The 23,149-nt window shown below is 61.5% G+C and carries 28 protein-coding genes; 16 read left to right on the plus strand and 12 right to left on the minus strand.

Annotated elements, in window-relative coordinates; all coding sequences use genetic code 11:
- Nucleotide 1: 1 nt before the first annotated feature.
- Genes trbL through N6G83_RS46580 form a run of 5 tightly spaced genes read left to right on the plus strand, consistent with a single transcriptional unit; the run spans nucleotide 2 to nucleotide 4,551 of the window.
- The gene (gene trbL / locus N6G83_RS46560; protein ID WP_103243967.1) at nucleotides 2-1,366 is read left to right on the plus strand and encodes a P-type conjugative transfer protein TrbL; all 1,365 of its coding nucleotides are present in this window, start codon (nucleotides 2-4) and stop codon (nucleotides 1,364-1,366) included.
- Nucleotides 1,366-2,049, plus strand: a complete 684-nt coding sequence (gene trbF / locus N6G83_RS46565) for a conjugal transfer protein TrbF (protein WP_103243968.1) — start codon at nucleotides 1,366-1,368, stop codon at nucleotides 2,047-2,049. The genes trbL and trbF overlap by 1 nt, the downstream gene beginning before the upstream one ends.
- The gene (gene trbG, locus N6G83_RS46570) at nucleotides 2,046-3,095 is read left to right on the plus strand and encodes a P-type conjugative transfer protein TrbG (RefSeq protein WP_011191356.1); all 1,050 of its coding nucleotides are present in this window, start codon (nucleotides 2,046-2,048) and stop codon (nucleotides 3,093-3,095) included. Before trbF ends, trbG begins: the two co-directional genes overlap by 4 nt.
- Complete coding sequence (locus tag N6G83_RS46575; protein WP_103243969.1) at nucleotides 3,092-4,312, plus strand: TrbI/VirB10 family protein; 1,221 nt, start codon at nucleotides 3,092-3,094, stop codon at nucleotides 4,310-4,312. Before trbG ends, N6G83_RS46575 begins: the two co-directional genes overlap by 4 nt.
- Nucleotides 4,313-4,314: 2 nt before the next feature.
- A complete protein-coding gene (locus N6G83_RS46580; RefSeq protein WP_026227538.1) occupies nucleotides 4,315-4,551 on the plus strand; it encodes a DUF2274 domain-containing protein in 237 nt (78 codons plus the stop codon).
- Here N6G83_RS46580 and N6G83_RS46585 read toward each other — a convergent pair.
- Entirely contained in the window at nucleotides 4,548-5,444 is an 897-nt protein-coding gene (locus N6G83_RS46585) for a LysR family transcriptional regulator (protein WP_103243970.1), read from the minus strand. The genes N6G83_RS46580 and N6G83_RS46585 overlap by 4 nt on opposite strands.
- Before the next feature lie 367 nt (nucleotides 5,445-5,811).
- Between N6G83_RS46585 and N6G83_RS46590 the strand changes: the two genes are divergently transcribed.
- Nucleotides 5,812-6,234 carry a MarR family winged helix-turn-helix transcriptional regulator gene (locus tag N6G83_RS46590; RefSeq protein ID WP_223296479.1) on the plus strand — a complete coding sequence of 141 codons (423 nt, stop codon included), beginning with the start codon at nucleotides 5,812-5,814 and terminating at the stop codon, nucleotides 6,232-6,234.
- A 26-nt stretch (nucleotides 6,235-6,260) separates the two neighbouring features.
- Nucleotides 6,261-7,220 (plus strand): YeeE/YedE thiosulfate transporter family protein, encoded by a 960-nt coding sequence (locus N6G83_RS46595; RefSeq protein WP_103243971.1) that lies wholly within the window; start codon nucleotides 6,261-6,263, stop codon nucleotides 7,218-7,220.
- Nucleotides 7,221-7,258: 38 nt separating this feature from the next.
- On the opposite strand, the gene N6G83_RS46600 is transcribed toward N6G83_RS46595, so the two are convergent.
- Together N6G83_RS46600 and N6G83_RS46605 are read right to left on the minus strand one after the other, a co-directional pair.
- Nucleotides 7,259-7,690, minus strand: a complete 432-nt coding sequence (locus N6G83_RS46600) for a DUF6314 family protein (protein ID WP_232092758.1) — start codon at nucleotides 7,688-7,690, stop codon at nucleotides 7,259-7,261.
- Between the two features lie 24 nt (nucleotides 7,691-7,714).
- Nucleotides 7,715-8,203, minus strand: a complete 489-nt coding sequence (locus tag N6G83_RS46605) for a YkgB family protein (protein WP_018429614.1) — start codon at nucleotides 8,201-8,203, stop codon at nucleotides 7,715-7,717.
- A 750-nt stretch (nucleotides 8,204-8,953) separates the two neighbouring features.
- On the opposite strand from N6G83_RS46605, the gene N6G83_RS46610 reads away from it, so the two are divergent.
- Nucleotides 8,954-9,448: a MarR family winged helix-turn-helix transcriptional regulator gene (locus N6G83_RS46610; protein ID WP_004099028.1), complete on the plus strand. Its 495-nt coding sequence runs from the start codon at nucleotides 8,954-8,956 to the stop codon at nucleotides 9,446-9,448.
- 396 nt (nucleotides 9,449-9,844) lie between these two features.
- Here N6G83_RS46610 and N6G83_RS46615 read toward each other — a convergent pair whose 3' ends face one another.
- Genes N6G83_RS46615 through N6G83_RS46625 form a run of 3 tightly spaced genes read right to left on the minus strand, consistent with a single transcriptional unit; the run spans nucleotide 9,845 to nucleotide 12,698 of the window.
- On the minus strand, nucleotides 9,845-10,870 hold the full coding sequence (locus tag N6G83_RS46615; RefSeq protein ID WP_004357654.1) for a zinc-binding alcohol dehydrogenase family protein: 1,026 nt from the start codon (nucleotides 10,868-10,870) through the stop codon (nucleotides 9,845-9,847).
- Complete coding sequence (msrA, locus tag N6G83_RS46620; protein ID WP_011191350.1) at nucleotides 10,870-11,433, minus strand: peptide-methionine (S)-S-oxide reductase MsrA; 564 nt, start codon at nucleotides 11,431-11,433, stop codon at nucleotides 10,870-10,872. The genes N6G83_RS46615 and msrA (N6G83_RS46620) overlap by 1 nt, the downstream gene beginning before the upstream one ends.
- Before the next feature lie 32 nt (nucleotides 11,434-11,465).
- On the minus strand, nucleotides 11,466-12,698 hold the full coding sequence (locus N6G83_RS46625; RefSeq protein WP_045269764.1) for a bifunctional alpha/beta hydrolase/OsmC family protein: 1,233 nt from the start codon (nucleotides 12,696-12,698) through the stop codon (nucleotides 11,466-11,468).
- A 229-nt stretch (nucleotides 12,699-12,927) separates the two neighbouring features.
- On the opposite strand from N6G83_RS46625, the gene N6G83_RS46630 reads away from it, so the two are divergent.
- The 8 genes from N6G83_RS46630 (at nucleotide 12,928) to N6G83_RS46665 (ending at nucleotide 18,445) form a co-directional block, all read left to right on the plus strand.
- On the plus strand, nucleotides 12,928-13,803 hold the full coding sequence (locus N6G83_RS46630; RefSeq protein ID WP_011191349.1) for a LysR family transcriptional regulator: 876 nt from the start codon (nucleotides 12,928-12,930) through the stop codon (nucleotides 13,801-13,803).
- Nucleotides 13,804-13,949: 146 nt separating this feature from the next.
- Nucleotides 13,950-14,393: a peptide-methionine (R)-S-oxide reductase MsrB gene (msrB, locus tag N6G83_RS46635; protein WP_004099035.1), complete on the plus strand. Its 444-nt coding sequence runs from the start codon at nucleotides 13,950-13,952 to the stop codon at nucleotides 14,391-14,393.
- Nucleotide 14,394: 1 nt separating this feature from the next.
- Entirely contained in the window at nucleotides 14,395-14,934 is a 540-nt protein-coding gene (msrA, locus tag N6G83_RS46640) for a peptide-methionine (S)-S-oxide reductase MsrA (protein ID WP_004099036.1), read from the plus strand.
- A 132-nt stretch (nucleotides 14,935-15,066) separates the two neighbouring features.
- Entirely contained in the window at nucleotides 15,067-15,771 is a 705-nt protein-coding gene (locus N6G83_RS46645; RefSeq protein WP_004099038.1) for a glutathione S-transferase N-terminal domain-containing protein, read from the plus strand.
- On the plus strand, nucleotides 15,768-16,736 hold the full coding sequence (locus N6G83_RS46650; protein WP_002118270.1) for a magnesium and cobalt transport protein CorA: 969 nt from the start codon (nucleotides 15,768-15,770) through the stop codon (nucleotides 16,734-16,736). The genes N6G83_RS46645 and N6G83_RS46650 overlap by 4 nt, the downstream gene beginning before the upstream one ends.
- A gap of 91 nt (nucleotides 16,737-16,827) precedes the next feature.
- Complete coding sequence (locus tag N6G83_RS46655) at nucleotides 16,828-17,400, plus strand: hypothetical protein (protein WP_047722653.1); 573 nt, start codon at nucleotides 16,828-16,830, stop codon at nucleotides 17,398-17,400.
- Between the two features lie 87 nt (nucleotides 17,401-17,487).
- Nucleotides 17,488-17,937, plus strand: coding sequence for a hypothetical protein (locus N6G83_RS46660; RefSeq protein ID WP_004099042.1), 450 nt, complete (start codon nucleotides 17,488-17,490; stop codon nucleotides 17,935-17,937).
- Nucleotides 17,938-18,043: 106 nt separating this feature from the next.
- Complete coding sequence (locus tag N6G83_RS46665; RefSeq protein ID WP_004099044.1) at nucleotides 18,044-18,445, plus strand: RidA family protein; 402 nt, start codon at nucleotides 18,044-18,046, stop codon at nucleotides 18,443-18,445.
- 30 nt (nucleotides 18,446-18,475) lie between these two features.
- Here the strand turns inward: N6G83_RS46665 and N6G83_RS46670 are convergent, their stop codons facing one another.
- The 6 genes from N6G83_RS46670 to N6G83_RS46695 form a co-directional block, all read right to left on the minus strand.
- A complete protein-coding gene (locus N6G83_RS46670; RefSeq protein WP_103827477.1) occupies nucleotides 18,476-19,747 on the minus strand; it encodes an MFS transporter in 1,272 nt (423 codons plus the stop codon).
- Nucleotides 19,735-20,247: a DM13 domain-containing protein gene (locus N6G83_RS46675; RefSeq protein WP_004357637.1), complete on the minus strand. Its 513-nt coding sequence runs from the start codon at nucleotides 20,245-20,247 to the stop codon at nucleotides 19,735-19,737. Before N6G83_RS46675 ends, N6G83_RS46670 begins: the two co-directional genes overlap by 13 nt.
- A gap of 3 nt (nucleotides 20,248-20,250) precedes the next feature.
- The gene (locus N6G83_RS46680; protein ID WP_011191345.1) at nucleotides 20,251-20,721 is read right to left on the minus strand and encodes a TlpA family protein disulfide reductase; all 471 of its coding nucleotides are present in this window, start codon (nucleotides 20,719-20,721) and stop codon (nucleotides 20,251-20,253) included.
- Nucleotides 20,722-20,872: 151 nt separating this feature from the next.
- Nucleotides 20,873-21,163 carry a DUF1330 domain-containing protein gene (locus N6G83_RS46685; RefSeq protein ID WP_011191344.1) on the minus strand — a complete coding sequence of 97 codons (291 nt, stop codon included), beginning with the start codon at nucleotides 21,161-21,163 and terminating at the stop codon, nucleotides 20,873-20,875.
- A gap of 62 nt (nucleotides 21,164-21,225) precedes the next feature.
- Complete coding sequence (locus N6G83_RS46690; RefSeq protein ID WP_004357630.1) at nucleotides 21,226-21,657, minus strand: GlcG/HbpS family heme-binding protein; 432 nt, start codon at nucleotides 21,655-21,657, stop codon at nucleotides 21,226-21,228.
- A gap of 73 nt (nucleotides 21,658-21,730) precedes the next feature.
- Nucleotides 21,731-22,744: a zinc-binding alcohol dehydrogenase family protein gene (locus tag N6G83_RS46695; RefSeq protein ID WP_066117801.1), complete on the minus strand. Its 1,014-nt coding sequence runs from the start codon at nucleotides 22,742-22,744 to the stop codon at nucleotides 21,731-21,733.
- Between the last annotated feature and the right edge of the window lie 405 nt (nucleotides 22,745-23,149).

Consider the following 23,149-nt stretch of genomic DNA (forward strand, 5'->3'; position numbering starts at 1 on the left):
CATGGGCGGCACCGGCGTCATTGACCATTTTCTTGAGGTCTTCACCCGCTACATCGACAGCGGATTCGGGCTACTCAGCGGCGAAGTCGCCTTCATCGCCACCACCCTGATCGTCATCGACGTGACGCTGGCGGCGCTGTTCTGGAGCTGGGGCGCCGACGACGACATCATGGCCCGCCTGGTGAAGAAGACGCTGTTCGTCGGCGTGTTCGCCTACATCATCGGTAATTGGAACAACCTCGCCCGGATCATTTTCGAGAGCTTCGCCGGCCTCGGCCTGAAGGCTAGCGGCACCGGGTTCACCACGGCCGACCTCTTGCGCCCTGGCAAGGTCGCTCAGACCGGGCTCGACGCCGGACGGCCGCTGCTCGATTCCATCTCCAGCCTCATGGGCTACTGGTCGTTCTTCGAGAACTTCATCCAGATCGCCTGCATGTTCCTGGCCTGGGCGCTGGTGCTGCTCGCTTTTTTCATCCTCGCCATCCAGCTCTTCGTCACGCTCATCGAGTTCAAGCTGACGACGCTCGCCGGCTTCGTGCTGATCCCGTTCGGCCTGTTCGGCAAGTCGGCCTTCATGGCCGAACGCGTGCTCGGCAACGTCATCTCCTCCGGCATCAAGGTGCTGGTGCTGGCCGTCATCATCGGCATCGGCTCGACGCTCTTCTCAGAATTCACATCCGGTTTCGGCGGCCAGAACCCGACAATCGACGAAGCGATGGCGATCGTGCTCGCCGCGCTGTCGCTGCTCGGCCTCGGTATCTTCGGTCCCGGTATTGCAAGCGGCATCGTCTCCGGTGGTCCCCAGCTCAGCGCCGGAGCAGCAGTCGGCACTGGCCTGGCCGCAGGCGGCATGGTCGCGCTCGGCGCTGGCGCCGTCGGCGCCGCTGCGTCGGGTGGTGCTGCGCTGGCCGGTGGTGCCGCCGCCGCCGCTCGTGGCGGTGCTGCGATCGCCGGCGGCGCGTCCACCGCTTACAGCCTTGGCTCAGCCGGGCAGGCCGGCGCGGTCGGTGTCGCTTCCGGTCTCGGCGGGGTCGTGCGTGCCGGCGGCAGCGCCGCCGTCTCACCTCTGCGTCGCGCCGCATCGCGTGCCGCCGAAAGCATGCGCTCAAGCTTCAACGCTGGCGGCAAGGCCGCCTTTGAGGCGACAGGCGGCACTTCCACCATGGGCTCGATCGGCGGTGACGCGGCCGGTGATGGCGCCGCTGCCGCCGGTTCCGCGAACGCCGGCGGTCCGCCGGCCTGGGCGCAGCGGATGCGCCGATCCCAGCACGTGACCCATGCCGTCCAGGCCACGGCCCATGCCGTCCGCTCCGGCGACGCCCACGGCGGCGGCTCTTCCATCAATCTTTCCGAAGGCGATCGCTGATGTTCAAACGACCCTCTACCCATTATGGCAAGGCCCCCGAGCCGGCGACGCCCTATCAACGCGCCACCCAGGTCTGGGATGAGCGCATCGGCGCCTCGCGCGTGCAGGCCAAGAACTGGCGGCTCATGGCGTTCGGCTCGCTGATCCTATCGGCCGGGTTCGCCATCGCGCTCGTCGTGCAGTCAGCACGCGGGACGATCGTACCCTGGGTGGTCCAAGTCGATCGCATCGGTCAGGCGCAGGCCGTCGCGCCCGCCGAGGCCGACTATCGTCCGACCGATCCGCAGATTGCCTTCCACCTAGCGCGCTTCATCGAGCAGGTCCGGAGCATTCCGGCCGATGCGATCATCGTCCGGCAGAACTGGCTGCGCGCCTACGACTTCACGACTGACCGCGGCGCCATGGCGCTCAATGACTACGCCCGCTCCAACGACCCCTTTACACGGGTCGGCCGGCAGCAGGTCGCTGTCGACGTCTCCAGCGTCATCCGCGCGTCCCCGGACAGCTTCCGCGTCGCCTGGGTCGAGCGCCGATACGAAAATGGCCAGCTCGCCGAGACCACGCGCTGGACCGCGATCCTGACGATCGTCGTGCAGATCCCCCGAAACGCCGACCGGCTCAGGGCGAACCCGCTCGGCATCTACGTCAACGCCATCAACTGGTCACGGGAGCTTGGGCAATGAAGCCGTATTTCCGTAAAGCCGGAAACCCGGCTTCACACACACACGTACTCCCGGCTCTCCGTAGAGCCGCATTCCCGGTCGTTCTGCTAGCGGCGACCGCGCTCGCGGGCTGCGCGACCACCAATCCGCCGCCGGAGATTTCCTACGACAATGCGGCTCCGGCGGTGCAGACCGTCGATCCACCCGCGCCGGTCACCGTGGTCGAGCTGCCCCGGCCGCTGCCGCTGCCTGGCCAATTGCAGCGTGTGGAGGAGACGCGGCGTGCCCCGGAGCCTTCTAATCCGACCGCTCGCGTCAACCAGGCAAACGAGGCGGCACGAGTCCAGCCGGTGCGCGACGGCTTCATTAACTCGATGCAGGTCTACCCGTGGACTCAAGGGGCGCTTTATCAAGTCTATACCGCCGTCGGGCAGATCACCGACATCGCGCTCCAACCCGGGGAGCAGCTTGTCGGCGCAGGCCCGGTGGCCGCCGGCGACACAGTGCGCTGGATCATCGGCGACACCGAGAGCGGATCGGGGGCAACGCGCCAGATCCACATCCTAGTAAAGCCCACCCGCGCCGACCTGATGACAAACCTCGTCATCAACACCAACATGCGCACCTATCACATGGAGCTGCGCTCGACAGAGCGCACCTATATGGCGTCGGTCTCATGGCAGTATCCGCAAGACCAGCTCATTGCGCTGCGCCGTCAGAACGCCGAGGCGCAGGCGGCCCAGCCGGTGGCGAGCGGCGTCGATCTCGCGAACGTCAACTTCCGCTATGCGATCGAGGGCGACCGTGCGCCGTGGCGGCCGCTGCGCGCCTTCGACGACGGACGCCAGGTCTTTATCGAGTTTCCGCGCGGCATCGGTCAGGGCGAGATGCCGCCACTCTTCGTCGTCGGCCCCGAGGGCAACACCTCTGAGCTCGTGAACTATCGCGTTCGCGGCCACCACATGATCGTTGATCGTCTGTTCGCGGCTGCCGAACTTCGCTTCGGCTCCGGCCGCGAGCAGAAGCGCGTCAGGATCGTCCGCACAGACGGGAGGCCGACCTCGTGAGCGAGAACCCGCCCCGGATTGAGGAAGTGCCGGACGACGATGCGCAGCCCCTGACCGGCGAGCCGGTCGGGCCTGCGCCGATGCGGCTGCGGGCCGAACCGCCCCGCGTCACCCGGTTGTCGCGGAAGGTTCTCGCCGGCCTCGGTCTTGTCGCCAGCGTCGGGCTCGGAGGTGCGCTGATCTACGCGCTTCAGACCCGCGACGCCGGTCGGCCGAACGACGAACTCTATTCGACCGAGAACCGCTCGACCGCTGACGGACTGGCCGGCCTGCCGCGAGATTACAGTGGCGTGCCACAGCTCGGTCCCCCTCTTCCCGGTGACCTCGGCCGGCCGATCCTTAGTACCCAGGATCGCGGACAGCCGGTGCCCACACCCGGGACGGCCACGCCCAATCCCGGCATCAGCCCGGAAGAGCAGCGCCGCCTTCAGGAAATCGAGACCGCGCGCACCAGCCGTCTCTTCTCCGGATCGGAAAGCCGGGGCACACCCGCTGCTGCGGGAGCTGCCCCAGCGCTCGCGCCGGTGCCGGATTTGGCGAGCATTGGCCTCGCTCCGCCGCCCGCCACGCCCTCGGCGCAGGACCGGCAGAACGCGTTTCTGAACGCCGCGGCCGATCGCAGGACGGTTGCGCCCGATCGCGTCGCTGCGCCAGTATCGCCGAACGTCCTTCAGGCGGGAGCAGTGATATCCGCGGCGCTGATCACCGGCATCCGATCCGATCTACCCGGCCAGATCACCGCGCAGGTCACCGAAAACATCTACGACAGCCCAACCGGCCGTATCTTGCTTGTGCCGCAAGGCACTCGTGTGGTCGGGCAGTACGACAACAACGTGCAGTTCGGCCAGAGCCGAGTCCTGCTCGTCTGGACTCGGCTCGTCTTCCCGAACGGGCGCTCGATCGTTCTCGAGCGCCAGCCTGGTGCTGACGCTGAAGGGTTCGCCGGGCTGCAGGATGGCGTCGATTACCATTGGTGGGATCTGGCCAAGGCTGCGGGATTGTCGACACTGCTGAGCGTCGGCGCCGAACTCGCGGTCGACAACGACGATCAGCTCGTTCAGGCGATCCGGAACGGTGGGCAGGACACCATCAACGACGCAGGGCAGCAGATTGTGAGGCGTCAGCTCAACGTCGCGCCCACGATCACTATTCGGCCCGGATTTCCCGTGCGCGTTATCGTGACGCGAGACTTGGTACTGGAGCCATATGGAGGTTGATGATGTCGAAGCTTAAGCTAGGCCCCATCGCGGACGACAAGCCGCTTAAGGTACAGGTCGAGCTACCTGCAGCTCTCCACCAGGACCTTGTTGACTACGCCCACCTATTGGGCCGAGAGCAAGGTCAGTCCGCTGTTGACCCAGCTCGGTTAATCGTCCCGATGTTACAACGGTTCATCGCGACAGACCGTGGCTTCGCCAAAGCCAGGCGAACGTTGACGCCGGGGAGCGCCGATTAATCCGTGGTCCCCGCTCTAGAGGGGGTGTCGAAACACTTCAGCAGCAGCGGCAGAGTCGGGTTGTCGTTGTCACTGGAAGAAATTATAGCGGCCGTCGGCGCCCGCGCCGATGGGAGCGGGATCAACGCGATATCCGGCCGGTAGATCACGCTGGTGATGGTCAAGCCGAAGCCCTGTTCGACCATCGTCAGCAGGGTTTCTCGGCTGACTTGTTGGATCGAGAGTTGAACCGCTCCGTCTCCGGCGCCCACCATGCGCCGGAGTATGCCAGCGAGCTCACGCCCAGCGCCATCCGAGCGAACGAGGAAGACTTCGTCACAAATGTCCTCCCACGACAGCTGTGGCCGTGCTGCCAACTCGTGAAGCGGGGACAATGCCACGAACAGATCTGGTTCGCAGAGACGTCGAACTTGGAACTGAGGGCTCTTGCTCGCACTCAGGCTGATTGCTGCGTCCAGTAATCCGCGCTTCACCCCCAAAGTGTTTTCTTCTGAAGTGCCTTCCTCAAGCTTTACCTCGATCGTCGGATGTCTATTTCTGAATGCCGAGAGAATGTTGATGATCGGGCACGCCGGGAACGCTTCAAGCATTCCAAACCTCACGAGCCCGGTCTTGAGTTTCCGCGCGGAGCGGATCTCCGTTGCGGCGTTACGAAGGTAGCGCGCTCCCACCACCGCTTGTTGAAGGAAGCGCTCACCTTCTGGAGTCAGCCCTGCCCCCGCTCGCGTACGCTTGAAGAGAGAAAAGCCAAGTTGGCGCTCAAACAGCTGCACACGTCGGCTGACGGTGGATTGCGATATCGATAGGCGCTCCGCCGCTCGGCGGAAGCTGCCGGCCTCGGCGACCTGAACGGCGTACTTCAGGTATCGGAGATCAAGAGTCAGGTCGGGCATGAGACCCGTCCGATCATACCGGCGGTCTCATCGGCGAACCGCCTGCGCCCGGTGAGCGGCACCCATGCACGTCCACTTTCATCGAGCCCACCCCCGCTAGCGCCTGGGGAACGAGCACGTCCGTTGATCTCAGATGTGGAATCCGAGCTGAGCCCCTCAATGAGCATGACCATGTCCGAATCTGTCATAGATGCATGCGGCGGTCATACATTTTCACACGCTTGAAGTCTATGCGCGAAGCATATATTCTTGCGGTATGGAGCCTGAGGTCGCCAAGTACCATTTAGGTGCACTCGCGTTGGCGGTTGCAGACAGCATCGCCAGTGTCTCGGCCTCGTTTTCACCAAGCGGCCCGGGGACCGCCGTGATGGTGTTACTCAGCATGGAGCCCGGACTGCCGATCAGCGTTTTGGCTACCTCGATCGGGCTTTCTCATGCCGGGACGGTGCGATTGATCGATAGGCTCGAGCGCGAACAGTTGGTGGAACGACGAAGACAAATCACCGACAGGCGGGCGCGCTTCATTCACCTCACCAATTCGGGGAAGAAGATAACGGACGCCTTGCTCAAGGCACGGGAGCAGGTGATCTCCGAATGTATTTCGCCCCTGTCGCCCAATGACCTCGACATTCTAGGCATGCTGTCGGAGCGGCTCCTTGTGGCAAACGGCTTCGACAAAGATGGCTCGGTCAGCCTTTGCCATCTGTGCGGCTACAGCAGGATCGCGCCTTCCCGTGGTAAAGCTAAGCCGGGGCGCTCGCCACGCTGGAACGTCGCATCAGAAGGCTGACGATATGATCAGGCAGGCTTGAAATAATGGGATCGTTTGCGCTCGAACTTCTTCTATGCGTACTTGCCTTCGGGTTCGGATATGCGGCGAACCAAGGCGGAACCTGTTTAGTGGTGGCCGCTCATGAGTTACACAGAAGACAGCCGCCGAAAATGTTCGTCGGATTTCTCGCAGCGTCGGCAGCGGCAGGCCTGGTTGCGGTCCCGATAGTCTGGACGGGAACACTGGGCGCAACACTCGCACCCTCGACCAGCATCAATTTCCTCCTGCTCATCGGCGCCATCGCCTTCGGCCTCGGCGCACTCATTAATGACACATGCCTGCTCGGATCGCTGGCGCGGCTTGGGGATGGGGAGATGCGACTTCTAGCTCTACCCTTGGGATTAACGATTGGTATCTTGGTTGCCGACCATGGCAGGTTCGGCTACGATTCAACATGGCCAAGCTTAATCTCCAAACCGAGCGCAACAGGCCTCGTTACTCTCCTAGCCTTCCTAGTTGTGCTCGTGCTGGCACTCGTTTTCGTTTCCACGAAGAGCGTTCTGCGAACAAAGCCGGGTTGGTCGTTCGGCGCTTCGATGATTGGACTCGGTATCACTGGCGGACTTCTATATGCACTCTCGCCGGCCTGGACCTTCGCAGACGTGATTCAACGCGCCCTTCCTCTCAGAATGTCGCCGGCCGGCGAGGTCGCGCTCACTGCGGTGATCTCTTCGATCGCAGGCGCCCTAACCGCCTCCTTTCGCCAAGGCAATCTGCGTCTCCAACTGCCGACAGCCAATGGCATTCTGCGATCTATCGTCGGCGGCACATTGATGGGTATCGGCATCGCGCTCATACCCGGCGGGAATGATGGGTTGATCCTCGCAGCGGTTCCGACTCTTTCACCTGGTGGGATAGTCGCCTACCTTCTGATGACGACGACAATCGTCTTCGGATTTGCAGCGCGTGGTAAGTTATTCCGGCGCTGCCTTTCACGGCCATGATAAGGGCAACAGAGGACTTGCCCTCCTGACATGAGCATTTATCCCGACCGGGAATATCGGCTGACTAGCTCGTATGCCTTTGCAGGCCCTTGGACCATGATGACCACTTCAAAGGCCGCCGGCCCCAGAATCCTGTAGGTTGCATGGTAGGTGTCGTCTCCGCAGGCATAGACGCCACTCGCTTCCAACCCGGTATCCGTCCGCGAGAAACTCAAGCTGAGGAACTGCGTCCCGATATGAGGTCCGTCTGCGAACTCGACGACAACACTGTCCTCGCTCAAGCGATAGCGATACTGCCGGCACGCGGAGAATACTCTGCCATCTGCCAGTGTGAGAATGCCGCTCTCTCGATAAGCGAGCGCGCCTTCGCCGAAACGGGCGAAGACCGCGTCGCCATGCAGCTGAGCGCCTCCGGGCTCGATATCGCGACGGAGCATCCATGCCCCGCGGAGGTTCTGCAGGATTTGCACGCCGCCGTCACGAGAGGACCACAGTCACGAGGGCACAAGCGCCCCTCTGTGGCGGACCGAAGCACGCAGCAGCACGAGGGACGCCGCTAGCAGAACTGCGTCCTTCAGTAGAAACTGCCCTGGTGCAGCCGAAATCGCAGGAAAGCCGCCGGCAGTCTGCTCCGCGACACCTGGAGTGGTGATGAAAAAGGTCAGCGTGATCAGATAGGTCGCTGCTGACATTAGTGCGCCTAGCGCAGAGAAGAGTGGACGAAATGCACCAAGGATCAGAACGAGACCGGTCGATAACTCGATAACGCCGATGAAATAGCTTTGCCCCTGCGTCCCGAACATGCCGAGCCAATTCATGATCGGGCTGTGTTCGATAAACGGGGCGATACCATAGGCCTCGTACGCTGTGAACTTCATCGCGCCGAACCACAGAAATACGATCACGAGAGCCCATCTAAGCAGGCCAAGATCCCTCCGACCGTGCTCGGGGACAAGAAATTCATAACGGTCGAAAATGCTCATCTAAAATTCCTCAACAGTGGTCCCGTGGGAACGTCACGAACGTCGTCTACGTGCTTCGGGCAGGCGTTGCAGTATATGCGCGACGCATATACTAATAAGCGAGATATGTCGAGCGGCTGGTTCGCGCTTCGCTGCCTCACGAAGCCATCCTCATCGGCGATGCCTTTACCCAGCAAACGCGCGACCTTTGCGGGATTTTGACTTGATGGGGCTGGCGCTCCGGGTGGGCCTATAGCCCGTTGGCAAACGTCCAGCCTGTACGGATGGACGCGGCCCTGGACGAGATAACCATGCCCACCGAAATCGTAGCAGCGATCGCCGCAATCCCCGACGTCGTGGAGCACGGACTGTTCCTCAATGGGATTGATACAATCGTGATCGCGCGCGGTGACACGATGGAAGTGCGACGCCGGGGGCAAGCTAGGTCTCGCTGATCTGCACCTGCGCGGCCTGGATGACAGCGCTGACGCGGAGTGATTCTCGGGCGCGACCTACGGCGATTCCGAGCGAAAAGGCTTGCCCTATAGCCGCCAGGTATCAACGGTTCCGCTGCCTTAACGAGCCGGACCCGTTTTTTTCGGCGCGCTCGATCAGTCGAAATCCTCCGAAACCCTTTTAAAACAGGACATTTTCCACAAGCCGCGCGGAGGAAGAGGACCACGGTATGGCTTGCTGTCTATGCTCCGCGCACATATAGATGTGGCAATGGATGGACCTCGAGATCGAAACATTTTCGGGGCGTTCGCACTCATGATCAGCGACGACATCGTTCGCGCTAGTTCATCGCGGGCGCCGGAAGCTGGACCCGCCGCCTCAGCGCTGGCGTTGCTCGCGCACAAGCCCGGGCTCTCGATCCGTATGCTTGCGATCGGGGTGGGCCTTTCACATGCTGGAACTGTTCGCCTGGTGGATAGATTGGTAAGCGAGGGATTGATCGAGCGTAGGGAGCATTCGACAGACGGGCGCGCGCGATCCCTCTATCTTACTCCAACTGGCAAGGTCGCGAGCGACGAGGTCCTGGCCTCGCGCGATCAAGTGATTGCCGAAGGGCTATCGATCCTTAATCCAGACGAACTGAAAACCTTATCGGACATCGCTGAACGCGTTCTCCGAAATCGCTTGGAAAACCTCGAGCAGTCATACCGCATCTGCCGCTTGTGCTGCTACGAGGGCTGCACGAACTGCCCCGTCGATGCCGAATTGCATGAGCGAGGTGTGGACCGCGAGAAGAACGACGACGCGTAGGAGACTCGCAATTGCGGCAGCTCAACGCTGCTCAGATGGCGGGGCTTCATAATGTCAGCGAGCCTACCATCAGCCGCATTCTTTTGGCTACGCGTCAAGCCGGCCGATCGGGCATGGCGGTCTCATTCTAATATGTCGGTGATCGCCCCACTTTTAGCCGCTCAATTGATCGGAACGCGGTTTCGGAAGCGGCCGTTCAAACCACTCGCTGCATTCCCATTTCTCTATGTCCGATAGGTAGTTTCGGGGAAAAGCAGTCGGGAACAGGTTTCGGGAACGCATGCTCCGGCAGGAGCGCAGCGCGCGTCCCACACGCGTTTTCCCGGTAGAGCTTCCCAATCGGCAAAGTGCGGGCCACCTCAGACTGCGAACGCGAAAAACCGCCTGGCTGGTCACTCAAGGCAGGGTAACGACGATTTTCGCTGCGGATACACCCGCCTTCAGGGCTTCCAAGGCAGCCTGGAGCATTTCAAGGCCCTGGCCCACGATCTTCGCCGGAGGGGCGGGGACGAACGTGCGCGCCGCGAGAGCCTGCGGCAGGAATTCGCGGTAGATCATTGGACCAACCTCGTCATCCTTGAGGCTCGTCCCGGAGATGTGCGTCGCCTCGACTCCAAATGAACGCTCGTCGGGCGGGGCCAGCGTCGCTGCCACCCGGCGCGAGCCCTCGCATCTCGCAACTACGGCAAAACAGTCTTTCATGTGACCGGTCGCGTGAAGCGTTCCAGCGAGACTGCGCCCGCGCATTGCCTCAATCACGTCTTCCACGATGGCTGGACTCGAGTGGTCAAGAACCTCGCTTGCACCCAGCTCCTTCAACAGGCCGACGTTGCGCGCCGAAGCGGTGGCGACGCACCTGTAGCCCGACGCCACCGCGAGCTGGATGGCGTTGCAGCCAACGCTCGACGATCCACCCCAGACCAGAACGACCTCTGGACGCGCGGTCGGCGAGTGTAACGGTGGCGCGAGAGCCAACTGTGTCCGTCCGTAGAGCCCGCTTGCGGCGGTGCCAAGGCCAAGCGGGAGGACTGCCGCATCAGCGAAGGCAATGTTGTTGGGGATCGGCGCCGCCATGTGGTCCAGCACGATCGTGTGGTGCTGGAACGCACCCTGCGCAGGTTGATTTACGGTTGTCCCGACCGCCTGTCCGATGACTCGATCGCCGACCTTGAACCGCTCGACCGCGCCACCGACCGCCGCGACCTCACCGGAGACGTCGCTGCCGAGAATCGCGGGATAGTCGAGCCATGGCAAAAGCGCGACGTCCTGCAGAATCCAGTCGAGTGGGTTGATCGCGATGGCCGCGTTGCGGATCAATATCTCGTTCGCCGCCAGATGCGGCAGAGCGGTGACACCGATCCTCAGTGGCTGCCCCGGCGCTTTCTGCCAGGCGGCCTGATTAGTCACGGTTTCGGTCATCATCAACTCTTTCTGTCAAGTATTACAGCTGGGCGTTCGTCTGAGCGGTCCAACCGCCAGGTCGGGCGCACGAAGTGGCAGCTATAGCCCCCAGGATAGCGCACCAGGTATTCTTGGTGCTCTGGCTCCGCCTCCCAAAAGGGTTCTTCTGGGTTGATCTCCGACACGACCGGGCCAGGCCAGCTTCCTGATGCCTCGATTTCCGCGATGGTTGTGAGGGCGACTTCCTTCTGCACTTCGGTGGTGTAGAAAATCGCCGATCGATAGCTCGGACCGACATCGCTGCCTTGTTGCTCGTAGGTCGTGGGGTCATGTATCTGGAAGAAGAGTTCCAAGAGCGAGCGATAGGCGAGAACGGAAGGGTCGAAGGTCACTTCCACTGCTTCCGCATGGCCGTAATGTCTCGCGTAGGTCGGATCAGGCATTTCTCCGCCTGTGTAACCGACACGCGTCGAAATGACTCCCCTGGCTCGGCGCAGCAAATCCTCCATGCCCCAGAAGCAGCCGCCTGCGAGAATTGCTCGCTCTGTCGCGGCCGCCCTATTGCCGGTAGGCGATTGGCTCACAGTCCGTTCGCCCTCCTCCGTGTGCGCCACGGTCAAGCCAGCCTCGCGGGATCCGCAGCCTGACTGGCGCTCAAGAGCTCGGTCTGCACGTCCGAACCCCGGATGAGACTCAGATCGACGGGACACCGATCAGCGATCGCGAGGATCCGAGCGCGCTGATCATCACTCAGCGGCCCATCGAGGACAATGGTGCGGGTGAACCGGTCGGGTGGCATCATGTCCGGCACCTTCTCGTGCTGCACGGTCGTGCTCGCCCGTTCGAGCGGAAAGCCCTTGCGGTTCGCATAGAGACGCATCGTCATCACCGTGCAGGCTGCGAGGCCGGCAGATACGAGTTCGTAGGGAGATAGTCCGGTCCCGAGGCCACCGACCGATGCTGGCTCGTCGGCGAACAGAGTGTGCTCGCCGCTGCGGACCTTGAGCTGGAACGTCCCTGCAAGAGTTTCGGTGGCGACGACGCCCTCCGCAACCTCGATCTGCGGAAGATCCGCGCTGAGTGGTGGGAGAAAGCGGCTCGCCCAAACCGCCACCATGGCCGCGGCGTAGTTCGCGTCCGCGACGTCGGTGAGAAGGTGATCCGCGTTGTCGAGCGAGATGAAGCTTTTAGGGTGCCTGGACGCGACGAAGATGCGCGACGCGTGGTCGATGCCGACCACCTGATCCAGCGGAGAGTGCATGACCAGCACCGGCCGTCGCAGGGAGGCAATGGCCTTCTCGACGTCGATCCCCTCAACCGCCTCAAGGAACCCTCGGCGAATGAGGAAGGGCCTACCGGCAATCTCCACCGAGGCCTCGCCCTCGCTCGCGATGGTGTCCAGATCATTCGGTCCGAAGAGGCGCAAGATATGCTGAAGGTCGGCCGGCGCACCAATCGTCGCTACCGCCGCAATATCAGGCATGTCGGCGGCGGCTACGATCGCAGCGGTGCCACCCAGGCTGTGCCCGACGAGGAGGGACGGTGACATGCCCGCCGCCGCCATCGCATTTGCGGCGGCCCGAAGGTCCTCGACGTCCGACGCGAAGTTCACAGGTTCTCCCGTCCCACCGCCGATCCCGGTCCCGGCGAAATCGAACCTCAAGACCCCGATGCCCGCACGCGACAGCGCGCGCGAGATGTGAACAGCGGCGCGACTGTCTTTCCCGCACGTGAAGCAGTGGGCGAAGATCGCCCAGCCCCGCGGCGTCCCTTCCGGCGGTTCGAGGTGCCCGGACAGCGGAGAGCCAGCCCCACTGACAAACGTAAATGATCTTCCTGCCATGTCCATCAAACCTCCAGCACGCGGCTTGGCGGTTGCGCTCTCAGAACCTTCGACGGAGCTGAGCGGAGCGCACCGCCAACCGGTAATCGTCATCTCAGGCTATCATTTATATGTCTGGCGCATATAGACAAGCCCCTATATCATGATTATAATGCGCCAAGCATACTTCTGCGACCTGCGTTCCAAAGGCGGTCTCACGGAAGAGGTATCAGTCAGGCGCGTGGGCCAAAGGACTATGGAACTCAATCAAGTCAGCTATTTCATCAACTTGGCCGAGACGCTGAATTTCACAGCGGCCGCTCGCTTGAGCGGTGTGTCACAGCCAAGTCTGACCCGCGCGATCCGCCGCTTGGAAGATGAGCTTGGCGGGCCGCTGATCTATCGCGACGGGAAGAACAGCCGCCTGACTGGCCTTGGCCATGACGTCGAGGCAGAATTCCGGCGCATGGTGGTCGCGATGAAGAGCGTTCGCAATCACTCGGAGCACTGGGCGATGGGGGGGCACCGCGTGCTGGATGTCGCCGTCGCGCCCACCGTCGGACCAAAGGAATTTACGGCATTCTTCGAGAGCGCATTGGCGGAGATGCCATCCATCGAAATCAAGCTGCACTCGCTCCAGTCGAACGAGGACACATCGGAGGTGCTTTCAGGAAAATACCACGCGTGCATCATGCCGCGTGAAACAAGACCGGAACGCAAGCTGGATGTGCATCCTCTATTTCGGGAGCGCTTCGTGCTCGGCTGTTCTGCAAACCATCCCTTGGCTGCCAACGAGATCGTGCGCGGCGAAGACCTGCTCGAGTTTCCTTTCGTCGATCGCCTGAAATGCGAGTTTCGCGATCGGATCCTCGATCACTTCGCGCGACGGGACTTGCTCATGCGACCTCGCTTTCGATCAGATCGCGAGGACTGGGTGCAACGGGTCGTCGCTGACGGCCACGCCATATGCATTCTTCCGGAACGATCGCCGACCGTGCAAGGCCTCGTCACTCGGCCGATCGACGGATTTGTCTTGGAGCGCGAAGTCGTGATCGCGACAGTATCCGGCTCCACGGCAACGGTCGAGATACGGAACATCGCGCAGCTGGCAGCCCGGTATGAGTGGAACTGAATCACGACGTGAAGAGCTTCGGCGCTATGGAAACTATACGCGCAGCGTATTGGATAAATCTGGGGCGCACTGCTATAGTCGGCGCAATGACTGCAAAGATAAATGACAGTGTGTCGAGCTCTCTAGATTAATTATTGGAGACTATCATGAAGTTTGAGAAGTCACAGGCAGCAGTTGACCGCCTGACCCCCGAGCAACGCCGGATTACCCAGGATTCGGGGACCGAAAGGCCCTTCACGGGTGAGCACAACGACAACAAGGAGCCTGGCATCTACGTCGACATAGTGTCGGGAGAGCCGCTGTTCGCTTCAACGGACAAGTTCGATTCGGGTACTGGCTGGCCCAGCTTCACCAAGCCGATCGTTCCGGCAAACGTGAACGAGGTGCGGGACAGTGCACACGGCATGGTCCGGACGGAGGTCAGGTCGGTACACGCCGACAGCCATCTGGGCCACGTTTTCCCGGACGGTCCTTCCGACCGCGGCGGTCTGCGCTACTGCATCAACTCTGCGTCCCTTCGCTTCATCCCGCGCGACGAGATGGAGTCCGAGGGATACGGTGAATATCTCGATCAAGTAGAGGAGGCTTAACATGCATCAGCGCGCTGTTCTCGCAGGAGGATGTTTCTGGGGCATGCAGGATCTGATCCGCAAGCGGCCCGGCATCATCTCGACCCGTGTGGGTTACACGGGCGGCGATATTCCGAACGCCACGTATCGTAATCACGGCACGCATGCCGAGGGGATCGAGATTGTCTTCGACCCGACAGTGACGAGCTACCGGCACATCCTGGAATTCTTCTTCCAGATCCACGATCCGACGACGCTGAACCGCCAGGGCAATGATCGTGGGCTCTCCTACCGGTCGGGCATCTATTATGTCGACGAGGAGCAGAAGCGCGTCGCCGAGGATACGATCGCCGATGTGGATGCCTCGGGGCTGTGGGATGGCAAAGTGGTGACCGAGGTCCAGCCGGTCGGCGAGTTCTGGGAGGCCGAGCCCGATCACCAGGATTATCTGGAGAAGCGGCCGGGCGGCTACACCTGCCACTTCGTCCGTCCCGACTGGGTTCTTCCAAAGCGGCATGAGGCCGGCGATGTGAGCCCTGCGGCCGGGGCTGCAGCGGAATAGGCTTCGCTGCCGTTAGTGCCGCGCCGATCCGGTTCGCAACCTCCGACGACCGCGTCAATCGACGCGGTCGTCGAACCCGGCCTTGAAGCAGATCATTCCATTCAGCCGCCGTCGCAGTGCCAGGATCCAGATATGACAGACCTCTCCTCCTTTCCCATCACGCAGCGCTGGCCAGCATCTTATCCGGATCGCTTGCAACTATACGCGGCCCCCACGCCCAACGGCGTCAAGGTCTCGATGATGCTGGAGGAGACTGGCCTGCCGTATGAGCCCCACTTCGTCGACATCTCGAACAACGAGTCGAAGGATCCAGCGTTCGTGTCGTTGAATCCCAACGGCCGCATACCCGCGATCATCGATCCGGCTGGCCCTGACGGCCAGCCCATTGGCATATGGGAAACCGGTGCGATCCTCATCTATCTGGCCGACAAGACGGGGCAGCTCATCTCAACAACACCCGCCCAGCGGTACGAGACTCTGGCCTGGGTGTTCTTTCAGGTGTCGGGCGTTGGGCCGACCTTCGGACAGCTAGGCTTTTTCCTGCGATTTGCCGGCAAGGACTATGAGGACAAGCGACCTCGGCAGCGCTTTGTTGATGAATCCAGGCGTCTTCTCGGGGTCCTGGATCACCGGCTGGAGGGCCGCGAATGGATTGTCGATGATTACTCGATCGCGGACATTGCGACGTTTGGCTGGGTGAATGCGCTGGTCGAATTCTACGCAGCGGGCGACATCCTCGGCCTAAGCAGCTATTCGAACGTGCAGGCATGGCTCGAACGCGGGCTGGCGCGACCGGCTGTACAGCGTGGCCTGCGAATTCCTGCGAGGCCTGCATGACCATTATCGCCGCATATTATTACAACGAAGGTAAGCGAGTCCGTGAAATCAGGCTCGATGAGCACGTCGAACTAAACGAGAATCGCTCGGGCTTCTGCTGGATCGCGCTTAGCGAGCCCACCGCAGACGAACTCAGCGCGATCCAGACGACGTATAACCTCCATCCTTTGGCGATCGACAACGCCATGCACCCGCTGTGCCCGCCCAAGCTCGAGGTCTACAACGATGAGTTGTACGTCGTCGCCCAGACCGCCGAGCTGGTCGGCGACCGGATCAGCTACGGCAAGATGGCGATCTTCACCGGTCACAATCACCTTATCACCGTGCGGCACGGCAATGCCGGAGCGCTGGGCAAACTTCGGGAGCAACTCGAGGCATCGCCGACGCAGTTCGGCAAGGGTGTCGACTATGTGCTGCACGCGATCTTGCACCGAGTGGTCGACCAGTATCTGCCCATCTTCGAAATGATCGAGGACGACGTCCTGGCGATGGAGCGACGGTCGCTGCACGATTTCCTCGGGCCAGAAGAGGTGGCGCGAATCTTCGAACTAAGGTCCGAACTCACGCGGTTCCAGCGCACGCTCGGGGCTATGGCCGAGCTGGTGCGAAAGCTCGTTCGCGGCCACTTTCCCTGCATCAGCGCCGAAATGACACCATATTTCCACGACGTCGCGGACCATGTCCACCGCGTGCAGTCCATGGTCGACGGCCTCCTGCTTGTCCTGTCCACGGTCTTCGAGGCCAGCAGCCTTCTGGAAGCGCAAAGGATCGGTGTGGTCACTCGCCAGCTCGCGGCCTGGGCGGCGATCTTGACGGTCCCGACGGCGATCGCCGGAATATATGGCATGAACTTCAAGCACATGCCGGAACTGGACACGCCATATGGCTACTTCGTCGTGCTCGGAGTGATAGCGGTGTTCTGCCTTCTCCTGTTCATGCGCTTCAAGAAGGCCAAGTGGCTATGAGTAACGCACTTCGCGAGCTTCTCCGTCCGCCGAGTCACAGCGCGCTTTGTGCGCGAGCGTGTCCAATCCAGTTCAAGATGAAGGTGCTTCCATGACCTCCCAGGTGACCGACGTTCTAGAAGCAGTCCAGTCATTCATCGCCAACGGCTATGACCGCGAATACCGCGTCAAGGACGGCAATCTCGTCGATCTCGAACTAGGGTCAACCCTCGATGCATGCAGCATTCGCGTCGATGCGGCGTTGCGCCTCGAGAGCGGGGACGACGGCGAAGATGCCTCCAACATCTACGCGATCACCGATCCGGCGACAGAGCATAAAGGCCTGTTGATCGACGCCTTCGACGTGTTCCACGAAATCTGCCCCCGCGACTTGTCCGAGCGCCTTGTGGAGCATCGGGAAACAGCACCGGCAGGTGACCAGGACGCGCCGAGCAAGCACGGACTACGGAAAGTCTACAAGAGCGAGTTTCACAGCGATCCCGAGCGTTACGTTCTGCGCGAGGGCTTTCCAGACTTCCCGCCATGCCCTTTCGGCCAATCCTTCAGCATCCTCGGCTTCGATACCGCCGAGCAGGAATATGTCTGGCTCGTCACGAGCATCATTCGAGATCCTCGGCTGATCAGGGTTCCATACCAGGGCGAAGACGTCATCAGCGACGAATAGCGGTGTCGCTTAGCCGGAAAGGCTGGCCATCCTGGCCCACACATCTGCAGGCTGAACTTTAAGAACATCGAAAATTAGGAGGTGATTATGGACTGGAACAAGGACCACATACGAGAAACTATGCTCTTGCTGGAGACAGCAGCGTTGCACAGCGCTCGCGAAAACTACCTGGACTATGTCTCTACCGCTCGGCTCGATCGGAGCGAACCGATCGAAAACGACGAACTAGCTCAGGCCGAGGTCGCGAGCGACTTCGCTGAAGCGCTCGATGACACGCTCCATGACTACGCCAATAAACTCGAAAAGCTCAGGACGATCGATTTCGGCCCCAAGTTGGCCGTCAACGAAGGCGCTGTCGTCAAGCTGTCCGGCCGCCACTTTGTGATCGCGGTGTCAACGAGCAAGTTTACCTGTCAGGGGCGTGAGCTCATGGGCATTTCCACGATGGCGCCGATCTTCGAAGCGATCGAGGGTGCCCGAGCCGGGGAGACCGTGCAGTTCAACGGCCGGGACCTCACCGTAGAAGACGTGGAATAAAGCCCTCCACCGCAGCCGGCGCGCTAGTGCCGAACGCCCTGCATCTCTTTCTGCATGCATACGGTCACTTGCAGCCGCATTGACCTGGCTCATCAAAGGCAAACTCATGACAACACCTTCATTCTTCATCACCCCCGGATACGGGACGCGCCTGCATGACGCGCTTCATTATTCTCAGGCAATGCGCATTGGTGACCGCGTGGAGATCTCCGGACAGGGCGGATGGAACGACGATCTCGTCATTCCGGAGTCGATTGAGGAAGAGATCGAGCAGGCGTTCAAGAACGTGGAACGGACGCTCGCGACCGCCGGAGCACGCTGGCCGCATGTGGTCCACGTCAATTCCTATCACGTCGGTGGATTCCCTCCCGTGATCAACGAAACAATGGCCAAGCTGTATCGCCACTACATGCCCGACCGCGCTCCAATCTGGACGCAGTTGGGAATCGAAGCGCTGGGGCTTCCAACCATGCGTATCGAAATTCGCGTAACAGCTATCATCGCCTGACCCCGCGGTTCGTGCAGGCGCCGTGCCGCGCTAATCCCGCACGCCCTGCGCCCGCTTCTCCATGCATATCATCGTATCGAGAGATCCGGTTATCATCGGCGTGCTCGGAGAACGGGGGGCCGCCTTGGCCTGGTTGGCGCGCCTCGGCTGCCTGCGGGCGATGGCCAGCACTGCCAGGAGCGTGAGCAACGCCGCCGCATAAAGGAACAGGCCGCCAGGGCCGACGATATTCATTGCAGCTGCTCCTATTAGGGGGCCAGCGGCTGTCCCGATCCCGTTGAGCAACAGAAGCCCGCGCGCGGTGCCGAGTAGCCGACCGGCCGGAAGATCGTCGTTTGCGACGGCGAGACACAACGAATAAATCGGGATGCCAAAGCCGCCGAACAGCGCACCTGCCGCAAGGAGCAGCGGCAGAGGCGCTTCCACCGCCAACGCTACGCCGATGGCAGACGCTGCGGACGCCAGCGCCGCACCGGCGATGACAAGATTCCGGGGCACTCGATCCGAAAGCCAACCGAGTGGCCAATGGAAGGCGAGCGTTCCACCAAGAACCGCAGCCATGAAGGCGGAGATACCGCCCACATCGAGGCCGATGCTCTGGGCAAAGTTCGCGCCCATGCCCCAGAAACCACCGATAGCCAGGCCGGCCAGGAAAGCGCCAGCCGCAGCGAGAGGTGATACGAGGACGAGGTCCCTGAACGCGACCCATTCCTGTTCCACCTGGGCCGGCGGATGACTGGGCAGCAAGGTGATCGGAACCACCGCCGCTGATATCAGCAGCGACACGATGAGGAACAATGTCACGTCGGCGGGCGGTGCGATGTTGAGTAACGCCTGCCCGATTGCCCATGAGCCCATAGAGACAACTCCGAATATCGACAGGAGCTGCCCGCGTGTGGATGGCAATGCGTGGGCGTTGAGCCAACTCTCCGTTGCGAGGATCATGCCCGCGTAGGCGAAGCCGGTAATCAGGCGAAGCGGCATCCAGGCGATCGGCTCCACGAACGCCACATGGAGAAGGGCGGTCATCGAGGCAATGGCCGCGAAGCCGGCGAAGGTTCTGACATGTCCCACGGAGACGATGATCGGTGGCAACACGAGCGCGCCGATCGTGAAACCCGCGAAATAGAAGGACATCATCGCGCTGATCGCGCCGGTCGAGAACCCCTCATGGCCGGCTCTCACGATCAGGAGCGTGCTCAGCAGGCCATTGCCCAGCAGCAGAGCGGCGACGCTCAGCAGCAGCGCCGCCACCGGCGCGAGAACGAGGCCGCGCTTGCCCGCCGACCTCATGGTATCCATCGCCGGGCTCGTTCTCGGGCCTGACTTGAGGGTTGATACTCTGCCGCACTGATGAACTGGTCGAATGCTTCGCACCAGATGACGACCGTGTTGTAGTCACGGACATCGATGCCGGCAGGCACCTCGACGATGAAGCCGTTGAACGTCTTCACATCGCCCACGCGGACTGATCTGTCCTTGATTAGGAGAAAGGCCTCCTTCGTGTCGACGAAACGTGGTGCGAGGTAGAGCTTGTAGTCGGGACCAGGGGCGAGGCGCCCGATATGGGCGATACGGTCGCGCGAGACCCGGATCTCGCCTTCCCCCCAGTGAAGCAGGTCGCTGCCTTTGAGATCGCGGGCCAGACGCCCTGCGTAGAGCGTCTCGGCTGAGATGGTCCGCAAGGCCGCCGCGTCCGGGGCCTGGGGGGCGGTCAGGATCGGCAGCGTGTAGACACCGCCCGCGAAGCCCATGGCGAGCATCGCGAGATGGGTGGCAATCAGGATGACCCAGCGCCGCATCGGTTACACCAGCTCCAGTCCCTTCACGAGCTGATCGGCGTCGAGATGGAAGTCCGAGAATACGATGCGGCCGCCAGCGTCCATCACGGAGAACCAGGGCGTTCCCCGCGTGCGGTAGTCCTCCATGAAGGTGGGAAGCGTCGCGCCGGCAGGTGGCTCGTCCTGACCGAACGCGACAGGAAGCGCATACTTGAGCTGGTTCACGCGCAGCTTCTCGAAGGTGTTCTCATCCGCTCCTTCGAAGACGGTCTGGATCACCGCGAAGCCCACGCCCTTGGCGCTCAATGCACCATGCAACCTTTGTAGCGTCGGAAATCCATGCAAATGGCAGCCACGGCACCAGTGCTGGAAGGCGAAGAGGACTTTCGGGCCGGTGCCGAGATCCGACAGCTTGAGCGGCGCGATGCTTTCTCCATCCGCGCCAATCCATCTCTGCACCCGCAGCTCGGGGGCTTGTCGTTCGTCGACGCTCATCTGATCCTCCAATTCCGATGCAGAAGTCCGATGAGTGGTCGCGTGTGGCGATGGCACGCGAACCTCACCGCCTTGATCCCCTACAGGTTGTAGGATGCGAGTTCGCCGACCGATACCTCGTGGCCAGCCCCGCCGTTCTTCCGTCGGTGTGTCACCGCCGCCCCTCAATGACAAAGGCGCGATAGCGGGAACCGGCAAAACGGTGCGCAGCGATGGTTTGGTAGGCGGGGCTATGATACCAATCACGGGCGGCCTGCATCGTCGGGAACCGCAAAATTACGGCCCCTTCGACGGGCGGCCCCTCCAAATGCTCCATCGCGCCATAAGCGGCGAGAAAGGTTACGTCGTGGCCATCGAACGATGGGCCGACGCCTGCAGAATAGGTTGCGAGTTCTTCCGGATCGGTGGTTTCTTCGCGGGTGAAGACGACGAACGCTTCCATCTTAAAGTCTTTCATAAGGTCGCATCTGCAGGCCACCGCCGCTGGCGATGGCCTTAAAGTCGTCAGGCTGGCAGCTCGAACCCGATTTTCGTGAGTGCCTCGACGCACGCATCCTGATCCTGCTGATAGTTGCCTCCGGAGATGCCGATCCCGCCGATCAACTTCCCGTCTTCCAGGATCGGATAGCCTCCGCCGACAGCGACCATCCGGGGGCGATAGGCCAGCGGCGCCACTTTTGGATCGTTCGAAACATAGTCGTTCCAGACATGGGTCGGGTACCCAAACGAGGCGGAACTCCAAGCCTTGTCGATGGCAACATCGACGGTGAGAAACGGCGCGTCATCAGTGCGCTCGAACGCGCGCAGGTTACCGGTGGCGTCGACGACGGCGACCGCAGCCGGGATGCCGATTGTACGTGCCGCGGCGATCGCCGCGTCGATGAGGGCGACGGCGGTTTCGCGGTTGATCGAGGCGGTGGCAATGGATTTCGTCATGAAATTTCCTTCACCGTGGCGTAATCCGTCCGGCGTTCTTGAGGTTAGAAAAGACGTTCGGCGGTGGCAGTCATCAGAAGCCTTCGAGGACAATCTTGCCTCTTGCCGCGCCACTTTCGATCAGTGCGTGCACCGTCTTCAGATTGGCGGCATTAATTGGCGACAATTTTTCGGTTAGCGTCGTGCGAATTTTGCCGTCGTCCACCAGCACCGCCAGCGAATTGAGGATCTTGCCCTGCTCATCCATGTCGGGCGTGCCGTAGAGCGACCGTGTGAACATCAGCTCGTGGTGGATCGACACTGCCTTGCGCTTGAACAGCATGACGTCGAGCGCCTTGGGATCGTCGATGAATCCGAACCGTCCTTGCGGGGCGATCAGTTCGGCGATGTCGGATGCATGCTGCTCGGTATGCGTGGTCGAGAACACGAAAGCGGGAGCGCCGATGTTGAGCTCGGCAATCTGTGGCGCGAGCGGCCGAGAGTGGTCGATGACATGATGAGCCCCAAGCCCTTTAACCCACTCCTGGGTTTCCGGCCGAGAGGCGGTGGAGATGACGATGAGATCCGTGCGCTGTCGAGCGATCTGGATGGCGATCGACCCGACCCCACCCGCACCACCGATGATGAGGATCGCCGCCGCCGCCCCGGGAACGGGCTTCGTCACGTCCAGGCGATCGAACATGGCTTCCCAGGCCGTCAACGTCGTGAGTGGCAGCGCCGCCGCTTCCGCCCAGTCGAGCGACGCGGGTTTACGACCGACGATCCGGGCGTCGACGAGATGGAACTCCGCATTGGTGCCAGGCCTTATGAGCGATCCGGCATAATAGACCTCGTCGCCTACCGCGAACTGCGTCACGTCGGGGCCGACCTCTTGCACGATCCCGGCCGCATCCCATCCCAGCACTTTCCAATCGCCATCAGCGGGCGGCGTGCTGCTGCGGATTTTGTAGTCGACCGGGTTGACCGAGACAGCCTTCACCTCAACCAGGATATCGCCTCCTTCAGCGACAGGCCGAGGCAGATCAATGTCGACCAGAGAGGCGTCCTCGGCGATGGGTCCCGGAACCTTGTAACCAACGGCTTTCATCGGTGTCTCCAGCTTGCTGTATCCTGAAGTCTTATCGATCAGATCGAAATTTCTTCCGAAATATACTCAGGATTTAAAGATTTCGCGTGTCAGACTATGAAGGTATGCGCGCAACATATCCAATAGCGGTACGACATAGTTTCCATACCTCGGAGCCGGATTCAGAAGTTTATCGAAAATAGCGGTTTATTGCTGTTCGGCGGGTGAGCATCCGGATGGAGGCGATAAGCGCCCAAGCGGTTGAGGAGTCGACCTCTCAGCGGTCGCGTTGGCAGGGGCGATCTCGCCCGCCGGTCTCACACCAACGTTGGCAAGCGACGGCGTCCGCTCGAAATCCGCTGACGGGGATACGCCTGCAATGCCGATTCGAAGCTATCGAAACTATAGCTACAGGGTATTGGGAAA

This window comes from Serratia sp. PL7, from assembly GCF_945957435.1.